This window comes from Mobiluncus sp. (assembly GCF_034180645.1).
Taxonomy (GTDB): Bacteria; Actinomycetota; Actinomycetes; order Actinomycetales; family Actinomycetaceae; genus Mobiluncus.
Map to the genome: position 1 here is coordinate 180,965 of NZ_JAXFNY010000008.1, position 23,025 is coordinate 203,989.

18 protein-coding genes and 1 pseudogene are annotated in these 23,025 nt (G+C 56.6%); 5 read left to right on the forward strand and 14 right to left on the reverse strand.

Going from position 1 to position 23,025, the window contains the following annotated elements; all coding sequences use genetic code 11:
• Positions 1-114: 114 nt before the first annotated feature.
• The 6 genes from acnA to SPI05_RS03555 form a co-directional block, all read right to left on the reverse strand.
• Positions 115-2,799: an aconitate hydratase AcnA gene (acnA, locus tag SPI05_RS03530; protein WP_321076224.1), complete on the reverse strand. Its 2,685-nt coding sequence runs from the start codon at positions 2,797-2,799 to the stop codon at positions 115-117.
• A 375-nt stretch (positions 2,800-3,174) separates the two neighbouring features.
• Entirely contained in the window at positions 3,175-3,852 is a 678-nt protein-coding gene (locus SPI05_RS03535; RefSeq protein WP_321076226.1) for a hypothetical protein, read from the reverse strand.
• On the reverse strand, positions 3,789-4,100 hold the full coding sequence (locus tag SPI05_RS03540) for a hypothetical protein (protein WP_321076228.1): 312 nt from the start codon (positions 4,098-4,100) through the stop codon (positions 3,789-3,791). Before SPI05_RS03540 ends, SPI05_RS03535 begins: the two co-directional genes overlap by 64 nt.
• Before the next feature lie 542 nt (positions 4,101-4,642).
• Complete coding sequence (locus SPI05_RS03545) at positions 4,643-5,026, reverse strand: antitoxin VbhA family protein (RefSeq protein ID WP_321076230.1); 384 nt, start codon at positions 5,024-5,026, stop codon at positions 4,643-4,645.
• A gap of 188 nt (positions 5,027-5,214) precedes the next feature.
• A complete protein-coding gene (locus SPI05_RS03550) occupies positions 5,215-6,453 on the reverse strand; it encodes a class I SAM-dependent RNA methyltransferase (protein WP_321076231.1) in 1,239 nt (412 codons plus the stop codon).
• Positions 6,454-6,463: 10 nt separating this feature from the next.
• Positions 6,464-8,299 (reverse strand): amino acid transporter, encoded by a 1,836-nt coding sequence (locus SPI05_RS03555; protein WP_321076232.1) that lies wholly within the window; start codon positions 8,297-8,299, stop codon positions 6,464-6,466.
• Positions 8,300-8,397: 98 nt separating this feature from the next.
• On the opposite strand from SPI05_RS03555, the gene SPI05_RS03560 reads away from it, so the two are divergent.
• A complete protein-coding gene (locus SPI05_RS03560) occupies positions 8,398-9,057 on the forward strand; it encodes a TrkA family potassium uptake protein (protein ID WP_321076234.1) in 660 nt (219 codons plus the stop codon).
• Positions 9,058-9,059: 2 nt separating this feature from the next.
• On the forward strand, positions 9,060-9,779 hold the full coding sequence (locus SPI05_RS03565; RefSeq protein ID WP_321076236.1) for a TrkA family potassium uptake protein: 720 nt from the start codon (positions 9,060-9,062) through the stop codon (positions 9,777-9,779).
• On the opposite strand, the gene SPI05_RS03570 is transcribed toward SPI05_RS03565, so the two are convergent.
• Genes SPI05_RS03570 through SPI05_RS03585 form a run of 4 tightly spaced genes read right to left on the reverse strand, consistent with a single transcriptional unit; the run spans position 9,738 to position 11,763 of the window.
• Positions 9,738-10,475, reverse strand: coding sequence for a DUF3159 domain-containing protein (locus SPI05_RS03570; RefSeq protein ID WP_321076238.1), 738 nt, complete (start codon positions 10,473-10,475; stop codon positions 9,738-9,740). The two genes, SPI05_RS03565 and SPI05_RS03570, sit on opposite strands and share 42 nt — an antisense overlap.
• Positions 10,472-10,723 carry a hypothetical protein gene (locus tag SPI05_RS03575; RefSeq protein WP_321076240.1) on the reverse strand — a complete coding sequence of 84 codons (252 nt, stop codon included), beginning with the start codon at positions 10,721-10,723 and terminating at the stop codon, positions 10,472-10,474. The genes SPI05_RS03570 and SPI05_RS03575 overlap by 4 nt, the downstream gene beginning before the upstream one ends.
• A 27-nt stretch (positions 10,724-10,750) precedes the next feature.
• Positions 10,751-11,458: a DUF3710 domain-containing protein gene (locus SPI05_RS03580; RefSeq protein WP_321076242.1), complete on the reverse strand. Its 708-nt coding sequence runs from the start codon at positions 11,456-11,458 to the stop codon at positions 10,751-10,753.
• The gene (locus SPI05_RS03585) at positions 11,458-11,763 is read right to left on the reverse strand and encodes a DUF4193 domain-containing protein (protein ID WP_321076244.1); all 306 of its coding nucleotides are present in this window, start codon (positions 11,761-11,763) and stop codon (positions 11,458-11,460) included. The genes SPI05_RS03580 and SPI05_RS03585 overlap by 1 nt, the downstream gene beginning before the upstream one ends.
• A 139-nt stretch (positions 11,764-11,902) precedes the next feature.
• On the opposite strand from SPI05_RS03585, the gene sepH reads away from it, so the two are divergent.
• Positions 11,903-12,988 carry a septation protein SepH gene (sepH, locus tag SPI05_RS03590; protein ID WP_321076246.1) on the forward strand — a complete coding sequence of 362 codons (1,086 nt, stop codon included), beginning with the start codon at positions 11,903-11,905 and terminating at the stop codon, positions 12,986-12,988.
• 9 nt (positions 12,989-12,997) lie between these two features.
• Here sepH and SPI05_RS03595 read toward each other — a convergent pair whose 3' ends face one another.
• Complete coding sequence (locus SPI05_RS03595) at positions 12,998-14,173, reverse strand: alkaline phosphatase family protein (RefSeq protein WP_321076249.1); 1,176 nt, start codon at positions 14,171-14,173, stop codon at positions 12,998-13,000.
• Between the two features lie 77 nt (positions 14,174-14,250).
• Between SPI05_RS03595 and SPI05_RS03600 the strand changes: the two genes are divergently transcribed.
• Positions 14,251-16,797: a DNA topoisomerase IV subunit A gene (locus tag SPI05_RS03600; protein ID WP_321076251.1), complete on the forward strand. Its 2,547-nt coding sequence runs from the start codon at positions 14,251-14,253 to the stop codon at positions 16,795-16,797.
• Between the two features lie 86 nt (positions 16,798-16,883).
• On the opposite strand, the gene SPI05_RS03605 is transcribed toward SPI05_RS03600, so the two are convergent.
• Both SPI05_RS03605 and SPI05_RS03610 read right to left on the reverse strand, forming a co-directional pair.
• On the reverse strand, positions 16,884-17,966 hold the full coding sequence (locus SPI05_RS03605; protein ID WP_321076253.1) for an N-acetyltransferase: 1,083 nt from the start codon (positions 17,964-17,966) through the stop codon (positions 16,884-16,886).
• Between the two features lie 93 nt (positions 17,967-18,059).
• Positions 18,060-20,171 carry a DNA topoisomerase IV subunit B gene (locus tag SPI05_RS03610; protein ID WP_321076255.1) on the reverse strand — a complete coding sequence of 704 codons (2,112 nt, stop codon included), beginning with the start codon at positions 20,169-20,171 and terminating at the stop codon, positions 18,060-18,062.
• A 135-nt stretch (positions 20,172-20,306) separates the two neighbouring features.
• Here SPI05_RS03610 and SPI05_RS03615 point away from each other — a divergent pair, with 135 nt between their 5' ends.
• Positions 20,307-20,783 (forward strand): GNAT family N-acetyltransferase, encoded by a 477-nt coding sequence (locus tag SPI05_RS03615; RefSeq protein ID WP_321076257.1) that lies wholly within the window; start codon positions 20,307-20,309, stop codon positions 20,781-20,783.
• Positions 20,784-21,072: 289 nt separating this feature from the next.
• On the opposite strand, the pseudogene SPI05_RS03620 reads toward SPI05_RS03615, so the two are convergent.
• Positions 21,073-22,478 (reverse strand): annotated as a pseudogene (locus SPI05_RS03620) (cell wall-binding repeat-containing protein).
• Positions 22,479-23,025 lie beyond the last annotated feature (547 nt).

The following is a 23,025-nucleotide window of genomic DNA, read 5'->3' on the forward strand; positions in this document are numbered from 1 at the left end:
GTGCCAGTTTGGAGCGGTGGTCACGTAGCGGTTTGGTCGGTCTACCGTAAAAATAGCTCCCCGAACTGACCAGAGGGCAATTCGGGGAGCTATGAACGGTTGAGCCGCTAACGCTTAGGCTTTCACCAGGTTACGCAGCACGTAACGCAGAATGCCATCGTTGCGGTAGTAGTCGGCTTCTCCTGGGGTGTCAATACGTACCACCGCGTCAAACTCGACCTTGGAGCCGTCCGTCTTGGTGGCGCAGACTTTCACCGTCTCAGGAGTCTTGCCTTCGTTCAAAGCGGTTACACCGCTGATGTCAAAGGTTTCCGTCCCGTCCAGACCCAGCGAGTCCGCCGACTGCCCCTCCGGGAACTGTAGCGGCAGGATACCCATGCCAATCAGGTTGGAACGGTGAATGCGCTCGAAGGACTGGGCGATAACGGCTTTCACGCCCAGCAGTCGCGTGCCTTTTGCGGCCCAGTCGCGGCTGGAGCCGGTACCGTATTCCTTGCCGCCCAGCACGACCAGCGGAATCCCGGCGGCCTGGTAGTTCATGGAGGCGTCATAGACGTAGGCCTGAGGGCCGCCTTCCTGGGTAAAGTCGCGGGTGAAACCGCCCTCGACGTTGTCCAGGATTTGGTTGCGGATACGGATGTTGGCAAAGGTGCCGCGCATCATGACTTCATGGTTGCCACGGCGGGAGCCGTATGAATTGAAGTCCTTGGGCTGCACCCCGTTGCCGATCAGGTACTGGCCCGCAGGAGTTTCGGGCTTGAAAGCGCCGGCCGGAGAGATATGGTCGGTCGTGACGGAATCACCCAGTTTCAACAAAACCCTGGCTCCGCGGATGTCCCGCACCGGTTCGGGCTCCATCTTCATTCCGTCAAAGAACGGTGCCTTGCGCACATAGGTCGAGTCATCGTCCCAGGTGAAGCGGCTGCCTTCCGGAGTCGGCAGGGACTGCCAACGCTCATCACCGGCAAACACGTTTGCATAATCCTTCGTGTACATATCGCGGTTGATGGTTTCGTCGATAGTCCGTTGCACCTCGGCAGGGTCGGGCCAGATGTCACGCAGGAACACGTCGTTGCCGTCAAGGTCTTGCCCCAGGGGCTCCGTCTCAAAATCGAAGTCCATAGTACCGGCCAGGGCGTAGGCCACAACCAGAGGCGGTGAAGCCAGGTAGTTCATCTTAACGTCGGGAGAAATACGCCCCTCGAAGTTACGGTTACCCGACAGCACCGCTGTAACGGCCAGGTCGTTGTCGTTAATAACCTTCGAGATTTCGGGCGGAACCGGACCGGAGTTACCGATGCAGGTCGCGCAGCCGTAACCCACCAGGTTAAAGCCCAACTCATCGAGGGGACCCCACAGACCGGCCTGGTCAAAGTAGTCCGTGACGACTTGGGAACCGGGCGCCACCGATGTCTTTACCCACGGCTTTGACTTCAGTCCCTTGGCGCGAGCGTTGCGAGCCAGAATGCCGGCAGCCATCATCACCGAGGGGTTGGAAGTGTTCGTGCAAGACGTGATGGAAGCAATGACCACGCGGCCATGATCCAGGTTCGTCTTGGTTCCGTCAGCGGTGGTCAAATCCACGACCTTGTGCGCTTCAGGAGCATAGGTGGGCACCAGGGTCTGCTCGAAGGTCTGCTTGGCTTCGCTCAACTTAATGCGGTCTTGCGGACGCTTCGGACCGGCAATGGAAGGCACCACAGTAGACAGGTCGAGTTCCAGGTACTCCGAGTACTTGGGCTCGAAGCTCGGATCGTGCCACAAGCCCTGCTCCTTGGCGTAAGCCTCCACCAGAGCGCAACGTTCCTCGTCACGTCCGGTCAAGCGCAGGTAGTCCACGGTGACCTGGTCAATCGGGAAGATGGCGGCGGTCGAACCGAATTCGGGAGACATATTGCCGATGGTGGCGCGGTTAGCCAGCGGCACCTGCGTAACACCCTCGCCATAGAACTCCACAAACTTGCCGACCACGCCATGCTCGCGCAGCATCTGGGTGATGGTGAGCACCACGTCCGTAGCGGTAGCGGAGGCAGGGATGGAACCCTTGAGTTTGAATCCGACCACGCGCGGAATCAGCATGGACACCGGCTGACCGAGCATAGCGGCCTCGGCTTCGATACCGCCGACGCCCCAGCCCAGCACGCCCAGACCGTTGACCATCGTGGTGTGGGAGTCGGTGCCGACGCAGGTGTCGGGGTAAGCCTGCACCGTGCCGTCGGGCAGTTCTTTGGTGAACACGGAACGCGCCAGGTATTCGATGTTGACCTGGTGGATAATGCCGGTCCCCGGCGGCACTACGCGGAAGTTGTTAAAGGCACCTTGGCCCCAACGCAGGAACTTGTAACGTTCCGAGTTGCGTTCGTATTCCTTATCCGTGTTGAGTTTTAGCGCGTCAGGGCGGCCAAAGTAATCAATCTGGACCGAGTGGTCGATGACCATCTCTGCCGGAGCCAAGGGGTTGATTTTCTCCGGGTTCCCACCCAGGTCTTTCACGGCCTCGCGCATAGTGGCCAAATCAACCACGCAAGGCACGCCGGTGAAGTCCTGCATCACCACGCGAGCCGGCGTGAACTGGATTTCCGTGTTGGGCTGCGCATCGGGATTCCACGCCGCCAGAGCCTTAATTTGGTCGGCAGTGATGTTAGCACCGTCTTCGTTACGCAACAGGTTTTCGCCCAAAATGCGCAGCGCGTAAGGAAGCTTTTTTAAGCCTTCCACGGCATCGAGAGAGAAAATCTCGTAAGATTTACCTCCCACCTGCAAAGTCTTGCGAGCATTTAAGCTGTTCAAACTGGCCATAAATAACCTCCTAAAGGGTGGCAACAACGCCACAAAGATTTATCTCGACATCAAGATATATTTTATTTCGTCATTTCTCAACACATTAGAGGTTGCGCCGCGGACATTGTTTCGTTTTCCAGCCCGGAACTTACCGCAAATAGGGTTCCACCTGGGATTATGTGTCCTAAAATGGCTCACTGCTTGACTGCACCTCGAATTCGCAAGGGCGTTGCGTGCCGATTTGCCGGTTCTCTAACGTGGGCAATTCGCAAAACTTCTGTTGCGCAAATCCTAATCCTTTGTTCTTCGCTATCCCATGCACCTCAGGAATTCTCCAACGACAACCTGGTAATTGTCAGACAGCGTCCTTGTCGGCAGTTGCATCCAGAAGAATCAATCTGATTCTGTGTAGGCATTCGTGCTGACAAAAGACATTAATAACGTAGCTAATGCTATGAAAGCAGCGAAAAGAGCATAAACGATGTTCGTATGGAACGCGCCCAGAGACCACAGCGCAACCAAGCAGTAACCGTAAATTACGGCCCAAAAAAACCCCAGAACGAAGTCGTGATTCGCTCGTAACGTCAAAGTGTGCCAGCGTTTTGCAATCTGTGCTAGCAGCTTCACCAAAATGGCCGCCCAAAGTACCAGAAATGCAACGACAGCAAACCACTCATCACTGTTTTTATTTAGCAGCAGAGACAAACTGCTGCCCACGCCTACGGTAATCACTGCTCCCAACCCGGCGCCGAGGAGGGCGAGGATTGCCATCAGCCGCGACTTTTCTGCGAGTTTATTCAGACGCAATGTTAGGTAAACGACTGCAGGAGTTTCGAACAGATAGCCCAGGAAGTTTACCCAAATCACACTCATGAACACATGGTGATTGATGTCCCAGGAAAGAACACGTCCGTCCCAGATCCAGAAACCCCCCATTGAGTCGGATGGCGGCCACATCCAGTAATAAATCCATCGAAACGACCAGCCAGCCAGTAAAAAGGCTGATTTCAAAAATAGCTTTCGGTAAATTTCCTCGCGATCCTGAAACCACAGACGGCCAACGCGCCCCACATCAATCCACCAAAAACAGGAAACTGATTGGGCGGCGCACCGATGCTGAGAAAATAGTCGTTGCTGTAGTGATAGATATCGGTGGTTCTCACAGCCAGAATTTCAAGGATAAATCCCGCCAAAGTTGCCGCCAGGAATAAACGCAGTTCAACACGGTTTCGCTGCTTGGCAATGTCTCCCAGCAACAGAGCGGTCAGCAGGTAGCATATAATTTCAAAGGCATTAATCCAGTTTACTGCACCTCCCAATTGCCTACATTATACTGTAAACGAGCTCTTAATCCAGTTTTTAACACCGTAAGGGTTTCCAGCCGCATACAAAAAATGTTATCGTTTAAGTGACTGTAAATACTCATTTTGTTTCGGTGTAATGCGGTTACTTTCACGAGCTTTCGTTATTACCTTATTGTGAGTCCGTGAATCTAACTGATGATCTTCGATGTATTCTATTGGCGCGTCCACCCGACTATTTACTGCAGTTATGGTGAAAAGATCCACCGCCTCAACCCTTCTGCCGGAAACAGTATTTCCCTTTTCCGTGACCTAATACCGGTTCAATGATCCCCTTATCGACTAGTTCCTTCAGAAGTTCCGATGCTCTGGACGACTTAATACCAATGGTACTCATCACATTAGACCGACCAAAGATTGTTTGACCGGGAAATGCCTCGCGGAGCTTTAGTATATGGCTCACGGTTTTGGGCTGAAGCATCCCCTCAATGTCCGCTTTCAGTTCTTCAATGTCCGGTTTTACCATTTCTTTGAACGTACCTCTGATATGCAATGTCCGGTTATGAAGCGGACGACTCTCGTCCAGCGTGGGAATAGATGCCGGTGAATAGTTTTCTATGGATTGACAGGTATTCATTCGGAGTGAAGCTGAAGGCCTGCTCAGAAAGAAGCGCTGCAATTCGGGCAGAAACCTTATCCGCTTCTTCTGTGCGGTCGTCTGCGTCACGCACAGGATTCTCTTCGTAATAACTCTGCAGGAGCGCATTGGCCTCCTCGAAGGATATCTCGCCTTCGATGTTCCGTACAGCCGTATGCACCAGATAGTCCGACGTCTTCAGACCGTCAACAGCCTGCAGACCGATGGCCGTATACCACGCATACCCCTTGTCTCGTTTGTTCGGCTCCGACTCCCTAATATATTCTTTGAACGGGTCTTTGTTCATCCAATATCACCTGCTTATTGGGTCTCTGTCAGTGCGCTAATAAGCGACACTGTTTTGCGACAATCCAATGTAATGCCGAAATCTAAATTCTTGGGAAAGCTTTCCCACAAGAAATGTCTCCCAGCTTCCCGACCCTCCAATAATATAGATCTTCATTGTTCTCCTAAGTTCTCTTTACAAATTTTGAGTTATCTCGTCGACATCAAGGCCATCGTCTCCACGTGGCTGGTGTAGGGGAACAGGTCGAAAGCTCGCCAGGTCTTAACCCGGTAACCCAACTGGCGCATGGTTTCCAGGTCTCTGGCACAGCTAACCGGGTCGCAGGAAAACAGCGCCACCAAATCCGGATTCTGCTGACAAATCGCTCGTGCCAACGCTTTACCCAACCCCGAGCGCGGCGGATCAGCCACCACCAACGTGCCGGCACTGACCATCTGACCCAGCGGCAAGTCATGCAACAACTGCGGAGAGACGTTACCGCGCCGCACCTCAACCCAATCGAAACCGGCCTTCGCCAAATTATAGGCAGCCGATTTCGTCGCTGGACCGTCACCCTCCACCGTGGTAAAACGCCCTTTTGCACCCACGGCCTGAGCCAGGAACAGCGAAAACAACCCCGAACCGGAATACAGCTCCCACGCTTCAAACCCCTCGACCTCCCCGACGGCACCTAACAGTGCGGACGCGAGAGTCGCGGGAGCTCGCCGGTCAGTTTGCCAAAACGACCCGGCAAAAACCCGGTACGTGAAAGTCCGGTCCCCGACGCTGACCGTTTCTCGCACCCGCGACGTTGTCGGCTCGCCGTCCACGCTGAAAGTCTGGCCATCAACGAACAATACGGACGCTGAACTGGACGGGGCAATGACCCGCAGACGAGTTCCCGGCGCAAATTCCCAATGCCGCCGGAACAAATCCAAGTCGACCAACTCGGGCACCATCAGCGGAAAAGAACGCACCATATGGACATTGTGGGCCGCAGCTTCATACATCCCCAGTCCCCCGCCCTCGCTGACCGTAAAACTCACGCGGGTACGGCCCGGCTCGGGTCCCAACGATTCCACTTCCCAACCGGGATGAGCCTGGTCCAGCTGTTCCAGCAGTTCCGGGCTACCATTTCGCCGGATAGCGTCACGCACCACGTCACGCTTCCAGCGCAGCTGGGCTGGATAGGCAACGTGTCCCAGTTCCACCCCGCCCAAATCCTTCACCTCACCTTCGGGCCAGATATGTGCGACCCGGTCCGCGCTGGCTGTTTTCACCTGCACAACCCGCCCGTAGGCAACTTTGGAACGCTCCGAGGTGACCTCGACCTCGACGGTTTCGCCCGGCAGTCCTCCCCGCACCATAACGACTTTTCCTGATGGCAAACGGCCCACGCAATATCCGCCGTGAGCCGGCCCACCCAGTTCGATTAATTCAGTTTGCATACATTTCCCTTCAAGCCGTCAAGCTGACCCAGGTAATCGTCACTCGTTCTAGGCGTGCCAAATGGCGGGCATAAGTACGTTCAGCCGCGTTGTGCAGCCATCCCAGAGCCCTGCATTTCGGGACGTACCGCGCCAAATAGACCGAGATAGAGGTCAGAGGATCCATATCGAGTTTGGCGTTGAGGTATTTTTGAACCGAACCCAGGTGATTGCCTCCCCCGTCAGGAATCAGGGTCAGCGTAGCGGTGATTCCCAACTCCTGCCACTGGCGGCGGACCTCAGTTTCGTCCTCATCTGGTTCAAGCACGTGCACGACCTCGACATTAGGGTGGTGCGCGGCCCACGCGTAACGAATAGTTTTTAGGGCAGAGGCGTCAAAACGCGGCACCATCACGAGGGCGAGAGTATGTTTCACCGGGGTTTCGGCGTGTTCGAGCTGCGACATTTTGTTTTGCACCCTCCGGTAATATAAGTTGAGACAATAAATCAGCAATCCCAGTCCGGCCCAGACGGCCAGCACATAAAGTTCAAAAATGGAATTGAATGCCACCGAAACCACAATCAGGATAATTAGGCTGATAATGACGCTGATGATGGCGATGCGGTAGTACCGCTTGGATTGGCGACGTTGCACATACGTTGCCCCTCTGTGGAATCGGGAACGCCACATGCGCATCCGGGCGACTTGGCCCAAGAAGCTGGAGATGGCCACGAAAGTCACCCAGGTCAGTGCTGCCACCCCCATACGGCTGTGTACCGTCAGCGCCACCGCGAACGTAACAATCATGAACGTCAAAATCGAAGCCGAACGCCCTCGGCGCATCCAAGACACGGGAACCTGATGGACCGCCAAGTCGTGACCGCTCAAATCCGTTAGCAAAGTGGAGACACTGGAGACATAGATATAGGCGCTGATGAGGCATCCCAGCGCGAACAGAGACATGATTGGGACGACCAGCCACCCGTTCTCGTCCAGCAAAACCCTCAGCAATAAAGCCAGGTTGCCCGGCCCTTGAATGACCGTATCCAGGCGGGTCCAATGGAATCCGGCGACCGTAAAAGACAGATAGACCGTAGCGGCAAACATGGCGGCGGCGGAACCGCCCAGAACTCTGAACATGAGACCAGAAAGCGGCTGGCGGCTTTCGTTGCGGAACAGCGTCACCGCCGGGATCACCGGAACCAGCAGCAGCGCCGCTACGGCAGCAGCTTTCCAACCGGACTGCAGGTTGGCATCGGCGACCGCGTTCTTGGCTTTCGTAGTGGAACTAAGCAGTTCCAACAAACCAGGCTTGGCTCCGTCATGCAGGTAGTGCCAAAAACCGTAGGCCAGCAACAGGAAACCCACTACGAATATCACCAGGGTAAGCCACGGGATCGCCCTGCGGATAGGTTCGGGGAAAAACAGCGCCAGTAGCAGCAAGACGAAACCGGCAATGAGAATCCACACGCGATAGTTTTCGGGCAAATCCGCGGAAACCACGATAAAGGTGGTAGCGGTAGAGACCAGGGCTGCTACGGCGACGACCATCGCCAGCAGCGAGGCCGCAGCGGTGAGAGCTCCGAGGAAAGACCCCAAGTAGGCTTGCACCAGGGCAGCCGTGGAATCTAAACGGTGGGTTTGCCCCAGGGAATACCCGTGGGCCAGCGTTGTTATCAACCCGGCTATCAGGACAAACGCCACAATCCACAGGGCCACCGCGGAAAAAATCGGTCCCGAATACGCAATCAGAGACGGAAAAACCGAGGCTGCAATGAGGGCTGGAAACCAAAATTTTGGTGCGAAGAAAGCCAGCTGGGTAAAGGTCTCCAGCCAACCCTCCTTCGGAGTCAGATTCTTCAGCACGTCTCAACTTTAGCCGCTCGGATTCAAACCGGAAAGAATTTCCCTCCCCAACCCGTGAAATGTAGCCGAATTTGTGCCTTTCAGGTTATGTTTTAAGGGTGCATTTTGTAATCATGGGCTGTGGCCGCGTCGGAACCACGCTGGCGAAAGCGATTGAGGACCGGGGACACACCCTGGCAATTATCGACAATAACACGGATTCTTTCCGCCGATTGTACAAGAATTTTCAAGGGCAAAAGCTGACTGGTGAAGGCTACGACCGCAATACACAGTTGCAGGCCGGTATCGAAGATGCCTACGCTTTTGCGGCGGTGGCTGATGATGACAATGCTAATATCCTGGCGGCACGCGTAGCCCGCGAGATTTATCACGTAAAGAAGGTGGTGGCACGCATCTCCGATCCTCGGCGCGCCGAGGTTTATGAACGGTTGGGTATCCCCACCGTCGGTTCTGTGGATCGCACCGCCGCATTATTGCTGGCAAGGGTGTTACCGCTACCCCCAGATGTCGTGTTTACCGAGGATACCGGGCACTTGAGCCTGTGCCGTGTTCCTGTGGGACCCAGCTGGGTCGGTCAGGAAGTTTCTGCCTTAGAGACTGAACTGGAGATTCGGGTCGCTTATGTGCTGCGTTTTTCTAAAGTTTTGATGGTTGAGGCCTCAACTGTGTTACAGGAAAACGACGAATTGTTCTATTTTGTTTCCGAGTCTCAACGCAAAGTGGTTGCCTCCCGTTTGTCCCGGAATTTCAAGGAGTAAAGATGCTGATTGTTATTGCCGGGGCGGGCTCAATCGGCCGCTCCATCGCCAGGGAACTGCTAGCCAGGGGACATGAGGTCACAATAGCCGACTCGAGCCCCGAGGCAATGAAAGTTTCCTCCGTGCCGGAAGCGAACTGGATCCTGGGAGACTTATCCACTCCCGAAACGATGGAGCAAGCGGGCGGGGCGCAAGCTGATGTGGTCGTCGCAACTACCGGCAATGACCAGGCTAATCTGGTCATTGCGCTGCTGGCCAAGACTCAGTTCGGGGTGCCCCGCGTGGTCGGACGGATTAATAATCCCAAGAACGAGTGGATGTTCAATGAGTCTTGGGGCGTGGACGTGCCGATTTCTACCCCCCGGATGATGACTGCCCTGGTCGAGGAGGCTCTGAGCGTAGGTACCTTGGTGCCGATTTTCCGGTTCTTTAACTCCCGCAACGGATTGTTCTCGATAGTCCTCTCCGCTGATTCCCCGGTTTTGGGCCGGCCCGCGGGCGACCTGGAGTGGCCGATGGGGGTTTTGTTGACTGCGGTTATTCAAGACGGGAAAGCGCTGGCTCCCCACGAGGTCGCGAACTTACACGCCTCAGATAAGTTGCTGTTCCTGTTCCCCGAGCAAAATGAAGATACCGTTGAACAGGTCGGAAAACTATTGACGGCCGCGGATACCACGGATTCAGCTAGCACTGTCGGGGGTGTCGATGTCGGGAAGGCCTGAGTCGAGGAACTTCCCGTGGGTGCGGCGCAGCAGGAGCCAGCTGAGATAGAGCGCCAAAGCGAATAGCGGCAAGCCCAACAAAATTTGGAAAGTTCCCAGCCAAGGTACGTTTCCAAGCAAGTAGAGAGGCGTTTTTACAGCCAGACGAAGCAGGAAAACGCCCAGCCAGATGACGGTCACAGCGTAGTATGCTTGCTTATCTGCTTTCAGTCTCGAATCTGTCCGCCAGCTCAAACCTTGGGAGCGAAACCACCCTACCAGCAGACCGATAACGGGAAAACGCACTAAAATCGAGACCAGAATCACGCTGGCATAAACCGCGTTAATTATCAGGCTCATCAAAAAGTAGTTCTCACCTTTTCCGCTGAACATAGCCCAGAGCACGCCGACGATGACGACCCAGAATCCCGCAAACGCCTGCATAATCGAGGAATGCCCAATGAGCCGCGCGATAATCAAGCCCACGGCAAATCCCAGGGAAACCGCCCCGGCCTTCATGACGTCCCAGCCAGCCACGAACGCCACCACGAATACCAGCGTGGGCCCGATGGACTCGACTATGCCACGCCACCCTCCTACCGCTTGGCGCAGGGAGAATTCTTCGGCGTCCAGTCTGCCCCCCATGTTTCGACCCAGGGCATCCTTGAATTCGTTGAGTCCGGCTGTAACTGCTTCCTGGTCTTTTTCCTCGCTCATTTGTCTCCCAAAAGGTGATAATCAGGGTTGATCAGTTCCACCCCGTCCTCGCCCTGCAGCGGGATTCCACACACTTGCAGGCGGCGTCCCAAGGTTACTCCGGGAACTTCCATACGTCCCAACCAGCTCACGTTGATGAACCCTCCTGCGGTCTCCAGGCAAATCCGGAAAGACGGCACGTCAGAAGGAGACAGGAAAGACCTGGAAAGCACGGTGCCGACCCGGGTTATCTGTTGACGCGGTGACATGGTGAACTCGCTTTGTTTGCGCTGCGGCTAGGCCTGCTGATCGCGCAGAGCCGCCAGCTGACGTGCCAAGTCGTCGGGCAAAACCACGGGAATGACCGAGCGGGGGCTCATCGGCCGGGAACCACGCACCACCACGACCTGACGGACAGCCTGTTCCAGGGTTTGTAAATCCGGGTCATCGGCTTGCACCATGCCGTTAAAGACCAGGCGCACAAACCAGTTCGGGCCGTCCACTCCGCAATAGCGAACCTGCACGCGCCCCCGGTTGCCTTGGGCGTCTTGCGCCGCTAGCTGCACGAACAGTTCGGTGCCGAAACTGCCCTCGCGTTCGTCACAAGTGTTGCCCGCCGCGGTGGTTTCTCCGCGTACCTGCGCTCGCAGTTCGGGCCACAAGCGTTTCGACTTAGGTGCGGCTACCGCCAGCAGCTCTACCGCCGCCTTACCGAACTGCATGGTCAGGGAGCCAAAAGATTTTTCGTCCAGGGGGGATTCGGGATGAACCGCCAACCCAGGAATCTGGGGCAGCAAGAACACTCCAAAGTCTGCATACTGGGAGGTGTCCTGGTCAGCAAGTTGTTTGATGTCCAGAGGTCCTGCGGGTTGTTCTTTTGTCCCCGGAGCGTCAGACGCGGTCGACACCGAGGCGGATGTATCCGTTTTTACCTCGCTAGCGGAATCGTCCTCGAGCTCACTGGGGGCTTTATCCGTTTTGCGTTTCTTAGAGAACAGTCCCATCAGGCTACACCCGCACAATCCATGCACACCGGCTGGCCGTTTTCTTCCCCGGCCAACTGGGACGCATGATGCACAATAAAGCATTGCGAACACACGAATTCGTCGTCTTGTTTGGGGACTACCCGAACGGAGAGTTCTTCATTGGAGAGATCCGCGCCGGGTAACTCGAAGGAATCTGCTGCCTCATTTTCATCCTCATCAACTGAAGCGTCTTCGGTGTTCTTGCGCTGAGTCTTTAACTCCTCGATAGATTCCTCGGGGTTTTCCTCGTCTCGTTTGCGCGGGGCATCGTAATCGGTAGCCATTGCACTCCCTTAAAATAATAGTTTTGATGCGTCGCGATATTAGCACTACTTTAAGGAAATTGCGACCTCTCGGCAACGCTACGGCGGGTTGACGTGAAAACTGCCTATGAATTTGGCAATGTTTAGTTTAGGAGGAAATATGCGCAGTCTTTCTTTGCTTGGAATTCACACGGACGGCGAACACCTTGTCTTGGTTGACACAGACGGTGAGCGCTTCCTTTTACCCCTCGACGAAGAGCTGCGCTCCATTGTGCGCCAACAGCGACGTAAAGTGGTGGCAGCCCTGTCTGCCTCTGACACTCAGGACTTGCGTCCCAAAGACATCCAAACCTTGATTCGCGGCGGCGCCACCGCCCAGGAAGTCGCCACCAGCGCCGGTCTGGACTTGGATCAGGTCAAACGCTACGAAGCTCCGGTTATGGCGGAACGGATTTATGCCGCCCGTCAGGCTCAGGAAACTCGTGTAGCTCCGGACAAAGATGCTCCGGCCTTGGGCGAACTGGTGATAGACCGCCTGGCCACCCGCGGGGTCAGCCCATCTTCACTAATTTGGGATGCGACTCGGCAGCCCGGCGAAAATTGGCTGGTCCACCTGGAGTTTGTCCAGGATGCCAAAGCGCTGGAGGCGAACTGGGACTTTGACCACGAAAACCGCACGTTGACGGCGTTGGACGAACAGGCGCGCTGGCTGACCGAGACAGCCACCCCGGCCGGTTCTGACGCTCTGTTGAGCCGGGGACATTTTCATTTCGGTTCCACCCCAGAGGCCGAGGCTCACCCCACCACGGCTACGAAACCCGTCCCGGCACAGTCTACGGAAACCAGCGCTACCGAAGCCTTGCTCGATGAGCTCAATGCCGCCCGGGGAACCCGTCTTTCCGTAGTGACCGGCGATGAAGAGGACGATGTTTCCGCGATGGAAGCCGCTATTGCCTCCGGGTTTGCCCCCGATGCTGAGGCCGCGCCGCCAGCCGCCCCCGACTCAGACGTCGCTTCGTCCCAGCCCGATGCAGACGTTCTACCCCTCGATGCCGCGAAGCGCCAGTCCTCCAAATCTGCTCAGCCACCCGCGCAGCCCACAGAAACCGGCGTCCTGCCGGGGATGGAAGATTTGCAGCCGAAGCCAGCTTCAGCCCCCGCCGACAGCGGTAAACACACCGCGCGTCGGGGACGTGCCGCCATGCCCTCTTGGGACGAAATTTTATTCGGCTCTAAAGCCGACTGAGATAGACTCTCAGCTGCAATAACGCAGCATCGGGACGCGCATTTCCGCTTCGCTCAAGCCACCGTGCAGGCCTTTCATCTGGAATACCTGACTTTTGAAAAAGCGTGAGTCCAAGGTCTGACCCGTCCCCGCAGCGAATACGACCACGTCTCCCAACAGTTCCGCCCGGCGCACCGTGGTGCCGTTATAGGAGGCAAATAACGTCTCAGTTTCGCCGCGATTCAACACTTTGGCTGGCCCCAACAGCGTCTGCAGACTAACTTGCAGCGCCGCGGCGGCTCCCGGTTTGGCGTGGACATGCAAGGCGCGTCCCTCTCCGCTGGCGTCCGCAATGAATTCTGCCGCCGCAGTGTTCGCCAAATCCACGGTGACCTCTGGGGACGTGTTTAACATGCCGTGGTCCGCGGTAACGATGACCCTCACGCCAGGAGCCAGACTGTCCAGCATGATTCCAATGGCGCGATCAGCCTTTTCCAGGTTTTTCACCCATTTATCCGACCCCACCCCGTAACCATGTCCGGCATGATCGACTTCTGCCATATAGAAATATGTCAGTCCGCCCTGCTTGGACACGGTTGCGGCGTCACGGGCTCGCGCATCCAAGTTTTCCGAAGCCACATACGTGGCGCCCCGCAGGGCAGCTCGTGTCAGTCCACCGCCGATAAATTTTTTCGGCCCCAGCGCAAAAGCCGGAATTTTCGCGGCGTTGAGGCGTTCAAACCAAGTCGGTTCGGTTTGGAATTCCTCCACCCTTCCCGGGTACTCCTCGAAAGTAATCAAGCTGAATTTCGCCCGTGCTACCGGGTCTATCAGCTGATAGGACAACATATTGTGACGTCCGGGGGCCAGCCCGGTCAGGGTGGAAGTAATAGCGGCTGCGGTAGTGGAGGGGCACACGCTGCGGCCAGTCGGAGGCTGCCCTGAGGCGGCGGCGTTTTTCACCAAAGCGCGTAAGTTCGGCGCGTGTCCCAAATATTCGTTCAGGTTCCACCACCCCAGTCCGTCAATCAACACGAGGACGATTGGGGCACCAGCGGGGCTGACAGCCGCATCGGGTTCCACAGGCAGCCCCTGGGGCAAGGGAGACCAGCCGGCAGCCGCGAACTCGCTTTCCAGCAGGGCATCGAGGCATAAATCAGGATCGTTCGCAGCCACGATTTCGGTGTGAAATTCCGTCTCGCTCACCCTTCCATTCAATCATTTCTGGCCTCGCCGGTGTGGCAAGCGGCGCAAGAGCTGGAAACTTCGTAAGAATTGGTGTCATGTCTGACTCCTCCCTCGAACGCATCCAAGACATCGACATTAACGAGGAAATGGAGCACTCCTTCCTGGAATATGCCTATTCAGTCATTCACGCGCGCGCCCTGCCCGATGCGAAAGACGGGTTGAAACCGGTCCAGCGCCGCATCCTGTTCCAGATGAAACAGATGGGCTTGACCCCGGACAAGGGGCACGTGAAGTCGCAGCGCGTCGTGGGCGACGTCATGGGCAAACTGCACCCGCACGGAGACTCAGCCATCTACGATGCCCTGGTGCGTCTAGCACAGCCTTTCACCATGCGCGTACCGCTTATCGATGGTCACGGCAACTTTGGTTCGCTGGATGACGGTCCTGCCGCCGCGCGCTACACCGAGGCTCGTCTGGCTCCCGCCGCCCTGGCTCTGGTGGATGACTTGGACGAGGACGTTGTCGACTTTGTGCCGAACTATGACAATCAGCTGACCCAGCCCGCGGTACTCCCCGCCGCTTTCCCGAACCTGCTGGTCAACGGCGCGAACGGTATCGCGGTAGGCATGGCCACCAACATTCCACCCCACAATGTAGGCGAAACCATCAACGCCGCTATCTACCTGCTGGATCATCCGCAAGCCGATACCGCGGAACTGATGAAATACTGCCCCGGCCCGGACCTTCCCGGCGGCGGAATTATTGTGGGCCTGGACGGAATCCGCGAAGCCTACGAAACCGGCAGAGGTATCTTCACCACTCGTGCCCGGGCCACAATCGAGCAAGTCACTGCCCGCAAGCGTGGCATTGTCATTACTGAACTGCCTTACCAGGTCGGCCCCGAAAGGGTCGCGGAAAAGCTGAAAGAAACCGTCAGCTCCGGCAAGGTCAAAGGCGTTTCGGGCTGGCAGGATTTGTCCGACCGGACTCACGGAATGCGCCTGGTGGTCGAAGTCAAGAACGGTTTTCATCCCGAAGCTGTTTTAGCTTCGCTGTACAAGTACACTCCCCTGCAGGAATCTTTCGGCATCAATACAGTCGCCTTGGTCGATGGTCAGCCGCGCACGCTGGGTCTGAAAGCAGCGCTGCAAGTGTTCGTCGACCACCGTATCGAGGTCACGCGGCGGCGCAGCGAATTCCGCCTAAAGAAAAAGCAAGAACGCCTGCATCTGGTCGATGGGTTGCTCATTGCCGTACTGAACCTGGATGAAGTCATCGAGGTCATTCGGACTTCGGATGATTCCACCGCGGCCCGCCAACGTTTGATGGCGGTATTCGATTTGTCCGAAGCCCAAGCGGAGTTCATCCTCGAGTTGCGGTTGCGCCGCTTAACCAAGTTTTCCCGGCTGGAACTGGAGGCGGAAGCTGACGAGCTGCGCCAAGCGATTACCGATCTGGAACAGATTTTGGCCTCCACGGAAAAACTGCATGACGTGGTGCGAACTGATTTGCGTCAGACCGCTGCGAAGCTGTCCACGCCGCGGCGTACCGTGTTGATGGAAGAGGACGGTTCGGCTGTGGCGGCCTCCGAAGATGCCGCGCTGCCGGTTTTGGGGGCGATGACGGTTACGGATGTGCCCTTGGAGGTCCCCGATGTGCCGTGCCGGATTGTCCTGGGTGCCGACGGACGGGCTATCCGCTTGGCTCATACCGGTCCCGTTACGCGCTTGGAGGGATTCAACAGCACAGTCGCCGGCTCTATCCTGACCCATACACGCGGGTCTTTCGGTGTCGTCACCTCATCGGGTTTTGTGGTGCGTCTGGACGTGTTGAATCTTCCTCCGGGGGAAAAGTCCCCGCTGGCTGGCTCTGCCAGCTCCGGCGATGCCGGGTCCACAGATTCGGCTCAAACCGCGAGCGGGGAGGCCAACGTTGTGGAGAGCCTCGCAGAAAGCTCACCCCCCTGGTCTTTTGACGGCGCTCCGCAACTGTCAGCCGCAGCTCGATTGGAGGATGGGGAAACCGTGGTCGGCATCCTCACCTTGGATGAAGATGAAACGGTAGGAATGATGACCGAACAGGGCATCGTGAAGCGGATGCGGCCAGACTATCCCAGTACCCAAAACCGCTTCACCATCATCAATCTGGAAGGCACGGACCAGCTGGTCTACGCCGGAGCTTGCCCGGACGCCGCCCAAATCGTGATGATTTCAACGGATGCTCAGCTATTGCGCACCCCAGCAAATAAAGTTCGTCCCCAAGGCCGCAACGCGGGCGGGGTCGCGGGCATGAGCCTGAAAGACCATACGCAGGTCATTGCCGGAGCTATCGTCCCTGATGAGTTGGTTGCGGCCACCACCGTGGCTACCGTCGCCGCCATCATGAACGCCATGCCCGGAGCAAATCAAAGTTCCATTAAGCTCACGCCTTTAGATTGCTATCCCGTGAAGGGGCGGGGCGCACAAGGGGTGCGAGTGCAGCGTTTCCTCAAGGGCGAGTACGCGCTCGATATGGCCTTTGTCGGTCCGGATCCGATTCATGCCATAGATGCCAAAGGAAAGCCGGTCAAGCTGCCGGAACTGGATGAACGCCGCGACGGTTCCGGCTCGAACTTAAAATCTAACATCGCCTATTTCGGTTGATACCGGATTTTAATATATTTTCTTTTCGGCCTGGTGGAGTCCGCCTAGGGAGGTAGCGTTACGCTCGCGACGGAGTTTAGGGAGTCTTACGCCCCGTATTTCTCTCTTTTTCTAGTCGGCAGCGCGGCGGCTGACTGACGGTTCATCTGGGCGACTTCTTCGCGTAAAACTGTAGGGTCCAGGGGTTGTTGTTCCTCGGCAGGCAGGTTCACCACCCATTCGGTCGAGCCTCCCGTAACTTCATACCCAAAATCAGTATAAAGTTTTGCGACTTCAGTCGGGTTTTCTTGATCCAACCCCACCGCCGCGAACTGCATTCCCGATTCCTGGTAAGCCGCAATGGCGTGTGACAGCAGTGCCGCGGCGACCTGGGTTTCCGCATAATCGGGCAGGACTCCCAGGATTTCGGTATAGCCTTGGGTGAACCCCATCGCCTCCCAGTCCTGCTCGTAGCGAGCGGAAAGCAGATAACCCGCGACCTCGGCGACATCGCTGGATTTGTCCAAGGCGATAAAAGACCACTGTGGAGCAAAGAAAGGCCGATTCGACTGCCACGTTTGCAGATCTTGGGCGGGAGCCCCCGTCGCCAGAGCCATCAGCTCATTGTGAGCCCGGCGCACATGGTCATCGAAATCCGCAGACCACGGGATAATTTCCAGATACTGGCCGGGTGCCACCAGTTCCCCCGGTGCTGCCAAATCTCGGCGCAGTTCCAGGTAAGTATGGGCGGGCTGAAAACCATTTTCCTGCAGTTGGTGCGCAGCATCTCTCGCCGCTCGATCCACGAAACACACAATCTGGGCTGGTCGCGGCTTATCCGCCAGCATGGCGTGAGCGGTTTGAACTTCCCATTGGAAAATGATGGAACCGACTCCGCGATTCCGCCAACTCGCCTCCACGCCCCCGGAGCAAACCGCCTGGAATCCATCGGTTTCCTCGACACGCACGATGGCGTAGGCGACCATCCGCGAGTCCTGATCCCAGGCGCTCAGGCCACAAAACTCGGATTGAAAAATCGAATCAACTTCTGCCTGCGAAGTGCGATAGGGTGGATTGTCGATACGTTCCATATCGACTATGAGCCGCATCAGGTCCTGCTTATGCGCGGCTTCCAGCGGTTTCCAGGTGATGCCTGGAGTGGCAGCTGGATACGCAAAAAGTTGAGCCAAATCTCTCCCTCGCTTGTTAGGAGCCGTTGCCGTGAGCTTGGTTAATGTGACCGGTGAAAAACCGCATATCAACCTGGAGCCTATCTGACGATTCTAGGCGTCAATCATCTCGGCGTCCAACTTGGAGGCTCCCTCGATGATGAATTCCCGCCGCGGCGGCACCGCCGAACCCATCAACAGTTCAAAGACTTCTTCCGCCCGGTTGACAGCGGCTTCATCACTTAAACGGATTCTCCGCAGCGTGCGGTGGCGCGGATCCATGGTTGTTTCCGCCAGCTGGTCAGCGTCCATTTCGCCCAAGCCCTTGTAGCGCTGAATTGGTTCCTTATAGGTTCGCCCGGTCCGCTCCAGTTTCCCCAGTTCCTTATGGAGCTGGTCCTCGGAATAGGTGTAGCGGAACTCGCCCGGCGTCTTGCCTTTCGCGTTGACCTGAATCCGGTGCAGCGGCGGGACGGCTGCAAAGACCCGGCCTGCAGCAATCATGGGCCGCATGTAGCGGAAGAACAGGGTCAACAGCAGCGTGCGGATATGTGCCCCGTCCACGTCAGCGTCCGTCATCATGATGACTTTGCCGTACCGGGCTTGTGAAATGTCGAAAGTGCGCCCCGAGCCGGCCCCGAGCACCTGGATAATCGCCGCGCACTCCGCATTAGCCAACATTTGGGCGGTGCCGGTCTTTTGCACGTTGAGGATTTTGCCGCGTATCGGGAACAGGGCTTGGAATTCGGAGTTCCGGGCAGCTTTCGCGGTGCCGAGCGCGGAATCGCCCTCCACAATGAACAGCTCGGATTTCTCGACGTCGTCACTGCGGCAATCCACAAGTTTCGTCGGGAGGGTCGAGGTTTCCAGCGCGTTTTTCCGCCGCGTAATTTCTTTGGACAGCCGGGCGGACAGGCGCGAACGCATCTCGGCCACGATTTTGTCCAGAAGTGCAGAAACTTGGTTCTTGTCCTCGCGTTTCCGGGAGTTTAGCTTTGCTTCCAGCTCCTCAGTCACGACTTTGGTCACGATTGGCTTGACTTTTGCGCTGCCCAAGGCTTCTTTCGTTTGTCCCTCAAATTCGGGTTCGGGCAGGCGCACCGTGATGACGGCGGTCATGCCCGCCAGGATGTCCTCTTTTTCGATTTTGGATTCTTTAGCGCCCAGCTTTAGGCGCCGCGAGTTGGCTTGGACTGCCGCGCGCAGGGTTTTCACCAGTGCCGCCTCGAAGCCAGCCAGATGCGTGCCGCCGACCGGGGTCTCGATAATGTTCACGTAGCTTTGTTCCACGGTGTCGTAGCCCACTCCCCAGCGCAACGCCACGTCGACCTCGCAGGTGCGCTCCATCTCTTTGGGTTCCAAGTGACCCGTCTTTTGATTCGGCACTTGCACGATTTCCGTAAAAGTGCCGCTCCCCTGTAGCTGCCAAGTGTCAGTGATGGCCCGGTCCGGCGCGAGATAGTCCACAAAGTCGACCGTACCGCCCTTGTGCAAGAACGTGTCGGTGAGGGTTTCCTCCCCGCGCAGGTCGGTGACGGTGATGGATAATCCGGGAACCAGGAACGACGTTTTGCGCGCCCGGTTGGACAGGTCCTCGTAACTGAAGTCAACGTCCTTGGGGAAAATCTGATAATCCGCCCAGAAGCGGACCCGCGTCCCGGTGGTGCCTTTCTTAACCTTGCCGAGTTTCGTCAGCTTTGAGGAGTGCTCGAAAGGTTGGAAAGCGTTGTTGGGGTTCAGTTCCTCCGTGTCGCTAAACACCCCGGGTTCGCCCCGGCGAAACTGCAGACCGTGAGTGTAACCGCCCCGGTCTACCGCCACGTCCATACGGGCGGACAGGGCGTTGACCACCGAGGCTCCCACTCCGTGCAGGCCTCCCGCGACCTTGTACAGCCCGGCATCGAATTTGCCGCCCGCGTGCAGTTTTGTGTACACGACTTCCACACCGCTCAAGCCCGTGCCGGGTACTTCGTCTATCGGCACCCCGCGTCCGTTGTCGCGCACTTCCGCCGAATGGTCGGGATAAAGCACGACTTCGATGTGGTCGCAGAACCCCGCCAGAGCCTCATCAACCGAGTTGTCGATGATTTCCCACAGGCAGTGCATGAGTCCACGCCTGTCGGTCGAACCGATATACATAGCGGGACGCTTGCGCACCGCCTCCAGCCCCTCCAAGACGGAAAGGTGGTGGGCGGAGTAATCAGAGACATCTTTTGCTGTAACCACGGGCTATATCCTATGCATAGCGGCGCCGCGTTTCAGGTTGCCTTGCCGAGCGTCCCGCTTTTTGTCCCCCGTGCTCTCGGTTTTCGCTCTGTGTGGTACAGGTAAACCGCTGGTAGACTAAAAAGCCGATAAGGCATGAAACCCACGACACAGGAGGCGTCACCTTTGGAGCTGAAGGTTAAGACTTTTGCACAGCTTAGTAACACGGAACTGTATGCGATCTTGAAACTCAGGGTTGATGTTTTCGTAGTCGAACAGGCTTGCCCCTACCCGGAAATTGATGGGCGCGATGAGGGTTCTCTGCACGTGTGGCTGGAAGAGGACGGCGAAATTCTGGCTTACCTGCGCGTCTTGGATCGCGGCGTAGAGAGCGAATATGTCGCAATCGGCCGGGTCATTGCCGCGCGCCGCGGCCAGGGCCTGGGTTCTGAAATCATGAAAGCGGGAATACGCGTGGCCCAAGAGCGTTTCCACGCTGAAGCCATCTATCTGGAGGGACAGGTCTATGCCCAGGGGTTCTATGAAAACCTCGGGTTTCGCCAGATTTCTGAGCCCTACTTGGAGGACAATATCCCCCATATCAAGATGCTGCGCGAGGCTGACCCGAGCTGAGCACCGCCCGCACAGGATCGCGCAGGCTATATTCCTTTCCTCCACGCAGGTGTCCAAATTGAGCTGAATCCGCGCTTTTGCGTCATATCTGGTAACAAGACTCAGAGATGCGGGTCTAAACAGTATCCGGCTGTAGTGTGGCGGGGAGTTTGCGCTCCCCGCCACACTGTTTTTTTACAGTATGAAACTGATTTAGGTGCAGTTACTCCTCATCCGGCTTGTATTCTGCAGTGAACCACAATGGGTTGTTCTCATCCTGCCCCTGAGTGTCAGTTTGCACATATTTACCTCACCAGAAGCACTTCAGAACCTCACCATCAGCTGCACAGCTGTAGTTTGCCCCCTCATCAGTGGTACGTTCCAACCGTTTGCCAATGGGGAACGGTTTGGTCCATTCGGGATGTTCAGCACCAGGGCGGCACTGGGAAGGATAGAACCTGAGAGGGTCATGTTCCTGAGCTGCCATAGTGCCTCCCCATCCGTTGATAATTGATGGATCCGTGTCATTACCGTAATCTCTGTAATTCGGATCGGTGAACCAGCGTTGCGCGTCGCTCAAATCCTTAAAAAACCACCCAGGATACTTTTCTAGGTAACCTTGCGGTGTCGTGGCAGTGTAAGGTTCGGCTTTAAAAATCATCGGCATCCCAATTGCATCGTAGAAAATACGGAATTCGTCTCCATCGTCCAGGCAGTACGAATACGAAGCGATGTCGCTCGGTAAGTGCTCGGGTTCGCCTGCTAATGGGTAGTTGGCGCGCATTTCTGCGAGGGTCATGTCTTCCAGTTTCGGTTTGGGGATTACTCCGGTGGCAGCGGCTTGGACGGTAGCATCGGGCATGACACCGGTTCCGCCGATAATCATCAGTTTGCTGGCACCCAGGGCGTCGGCTTTCGTTTTCACGCCCTCCCCGTTAGATGGGCTGAGTAGGATAACTCCGTCTTTGGCGGCACCAGCAACCATCGCGTCTTTCAACGCCGTACCCGACGCCAAATACACCACACTGCCGGACTTTTGGGCTTTCGCGTATTTAGCGATAGTGAACGCGGTCTCATACCGGTTCGCCCCCGCCAGGCGAGCCGTCGCTTTCCCACCAGCAGCCATGTTGAGAATGGAATCCGGCACAACAGCCGTACCACCCAGGGCGGTAACCTTACTGGCTTTCAGCTCGGAGACGACTCCGGGCAAAGCTGCCGCGGACACCTCAGACGTAAACGTCAAAATCGGGCCATCACGCAACACGCTCGCTGTGACCGCGTCCGGAGAACCCGAACCCACATTCTTCGTCACATACACATTCTTCGGGGTGCCGTTAACCTTCACCCACTGTTTCGCGATAGCCACCGCCGTAGCATTACGATCCGCACCCGCCAAACGAACCACTTCCACACCTTGCCCCTTGGCCTGGTCCTCGATAGCCTGAGGCACCGCACCCACACCACCAAGCAACACAACCTTGCCGGGTTTCACCCCACCCAGATTCAGACTCTTACCATCAGTCAACACCACCGGGCCGTCCCCGATAGTCGCCGCTGGTAGGGCATCCACCGGATTACGATTAGACGCCACATACACAACCTTCCAATCAGTCCCCCACGTATGCTTCGCTACCGCTAGAGACGTCTCCACCCCAGACGGGCCAGCCAAACGCTCATGCACCAAAACTCACCAGCCACCGCCGGTGCTACCGACACACCAGCGAACACCACACCGAACCGGGAAGCAAGGTACGACAGCACTGATATGAGTTACGGCTAAAACGGCACACCGCGCCGTTTCTTAACGCCTCCACCCTCCCACTTGGTGGCACACACGGCTCCACCACTGCCGCCAAGCCCACCCGCACACTGTTCACCATCAGCGAACACCACCGCATTCGCCCAGTTTTACGACCCGAGGTTTCCGACCGGCAGGCTTAAACCTATTAATTCGCGTCGGTGTGCCATATATGGCACACCGACGCGTTTAAATAGTTTTTATCCCAGCTATTTAGAGAAGCTCAGGGCACTGTCAGCGTGGTTAACTAGGGGGATTTGGGCTGTAGCGGCCATTATTTGCAGCTACAGCCCAAATACCCCGAGTTAAACACGCTGACAGTGCCCTGTGCTTCTCTAAATAGCGGGTATAAAAACTATTTACCCGCGCCGGTGTGCAATATATGCCACACCGACGCGAATTAATAGGTTTAAGCCTGCCGGTCGGAAACCTCGGGTCGTAAAACTGGGCGAATGCGGTGGTGTT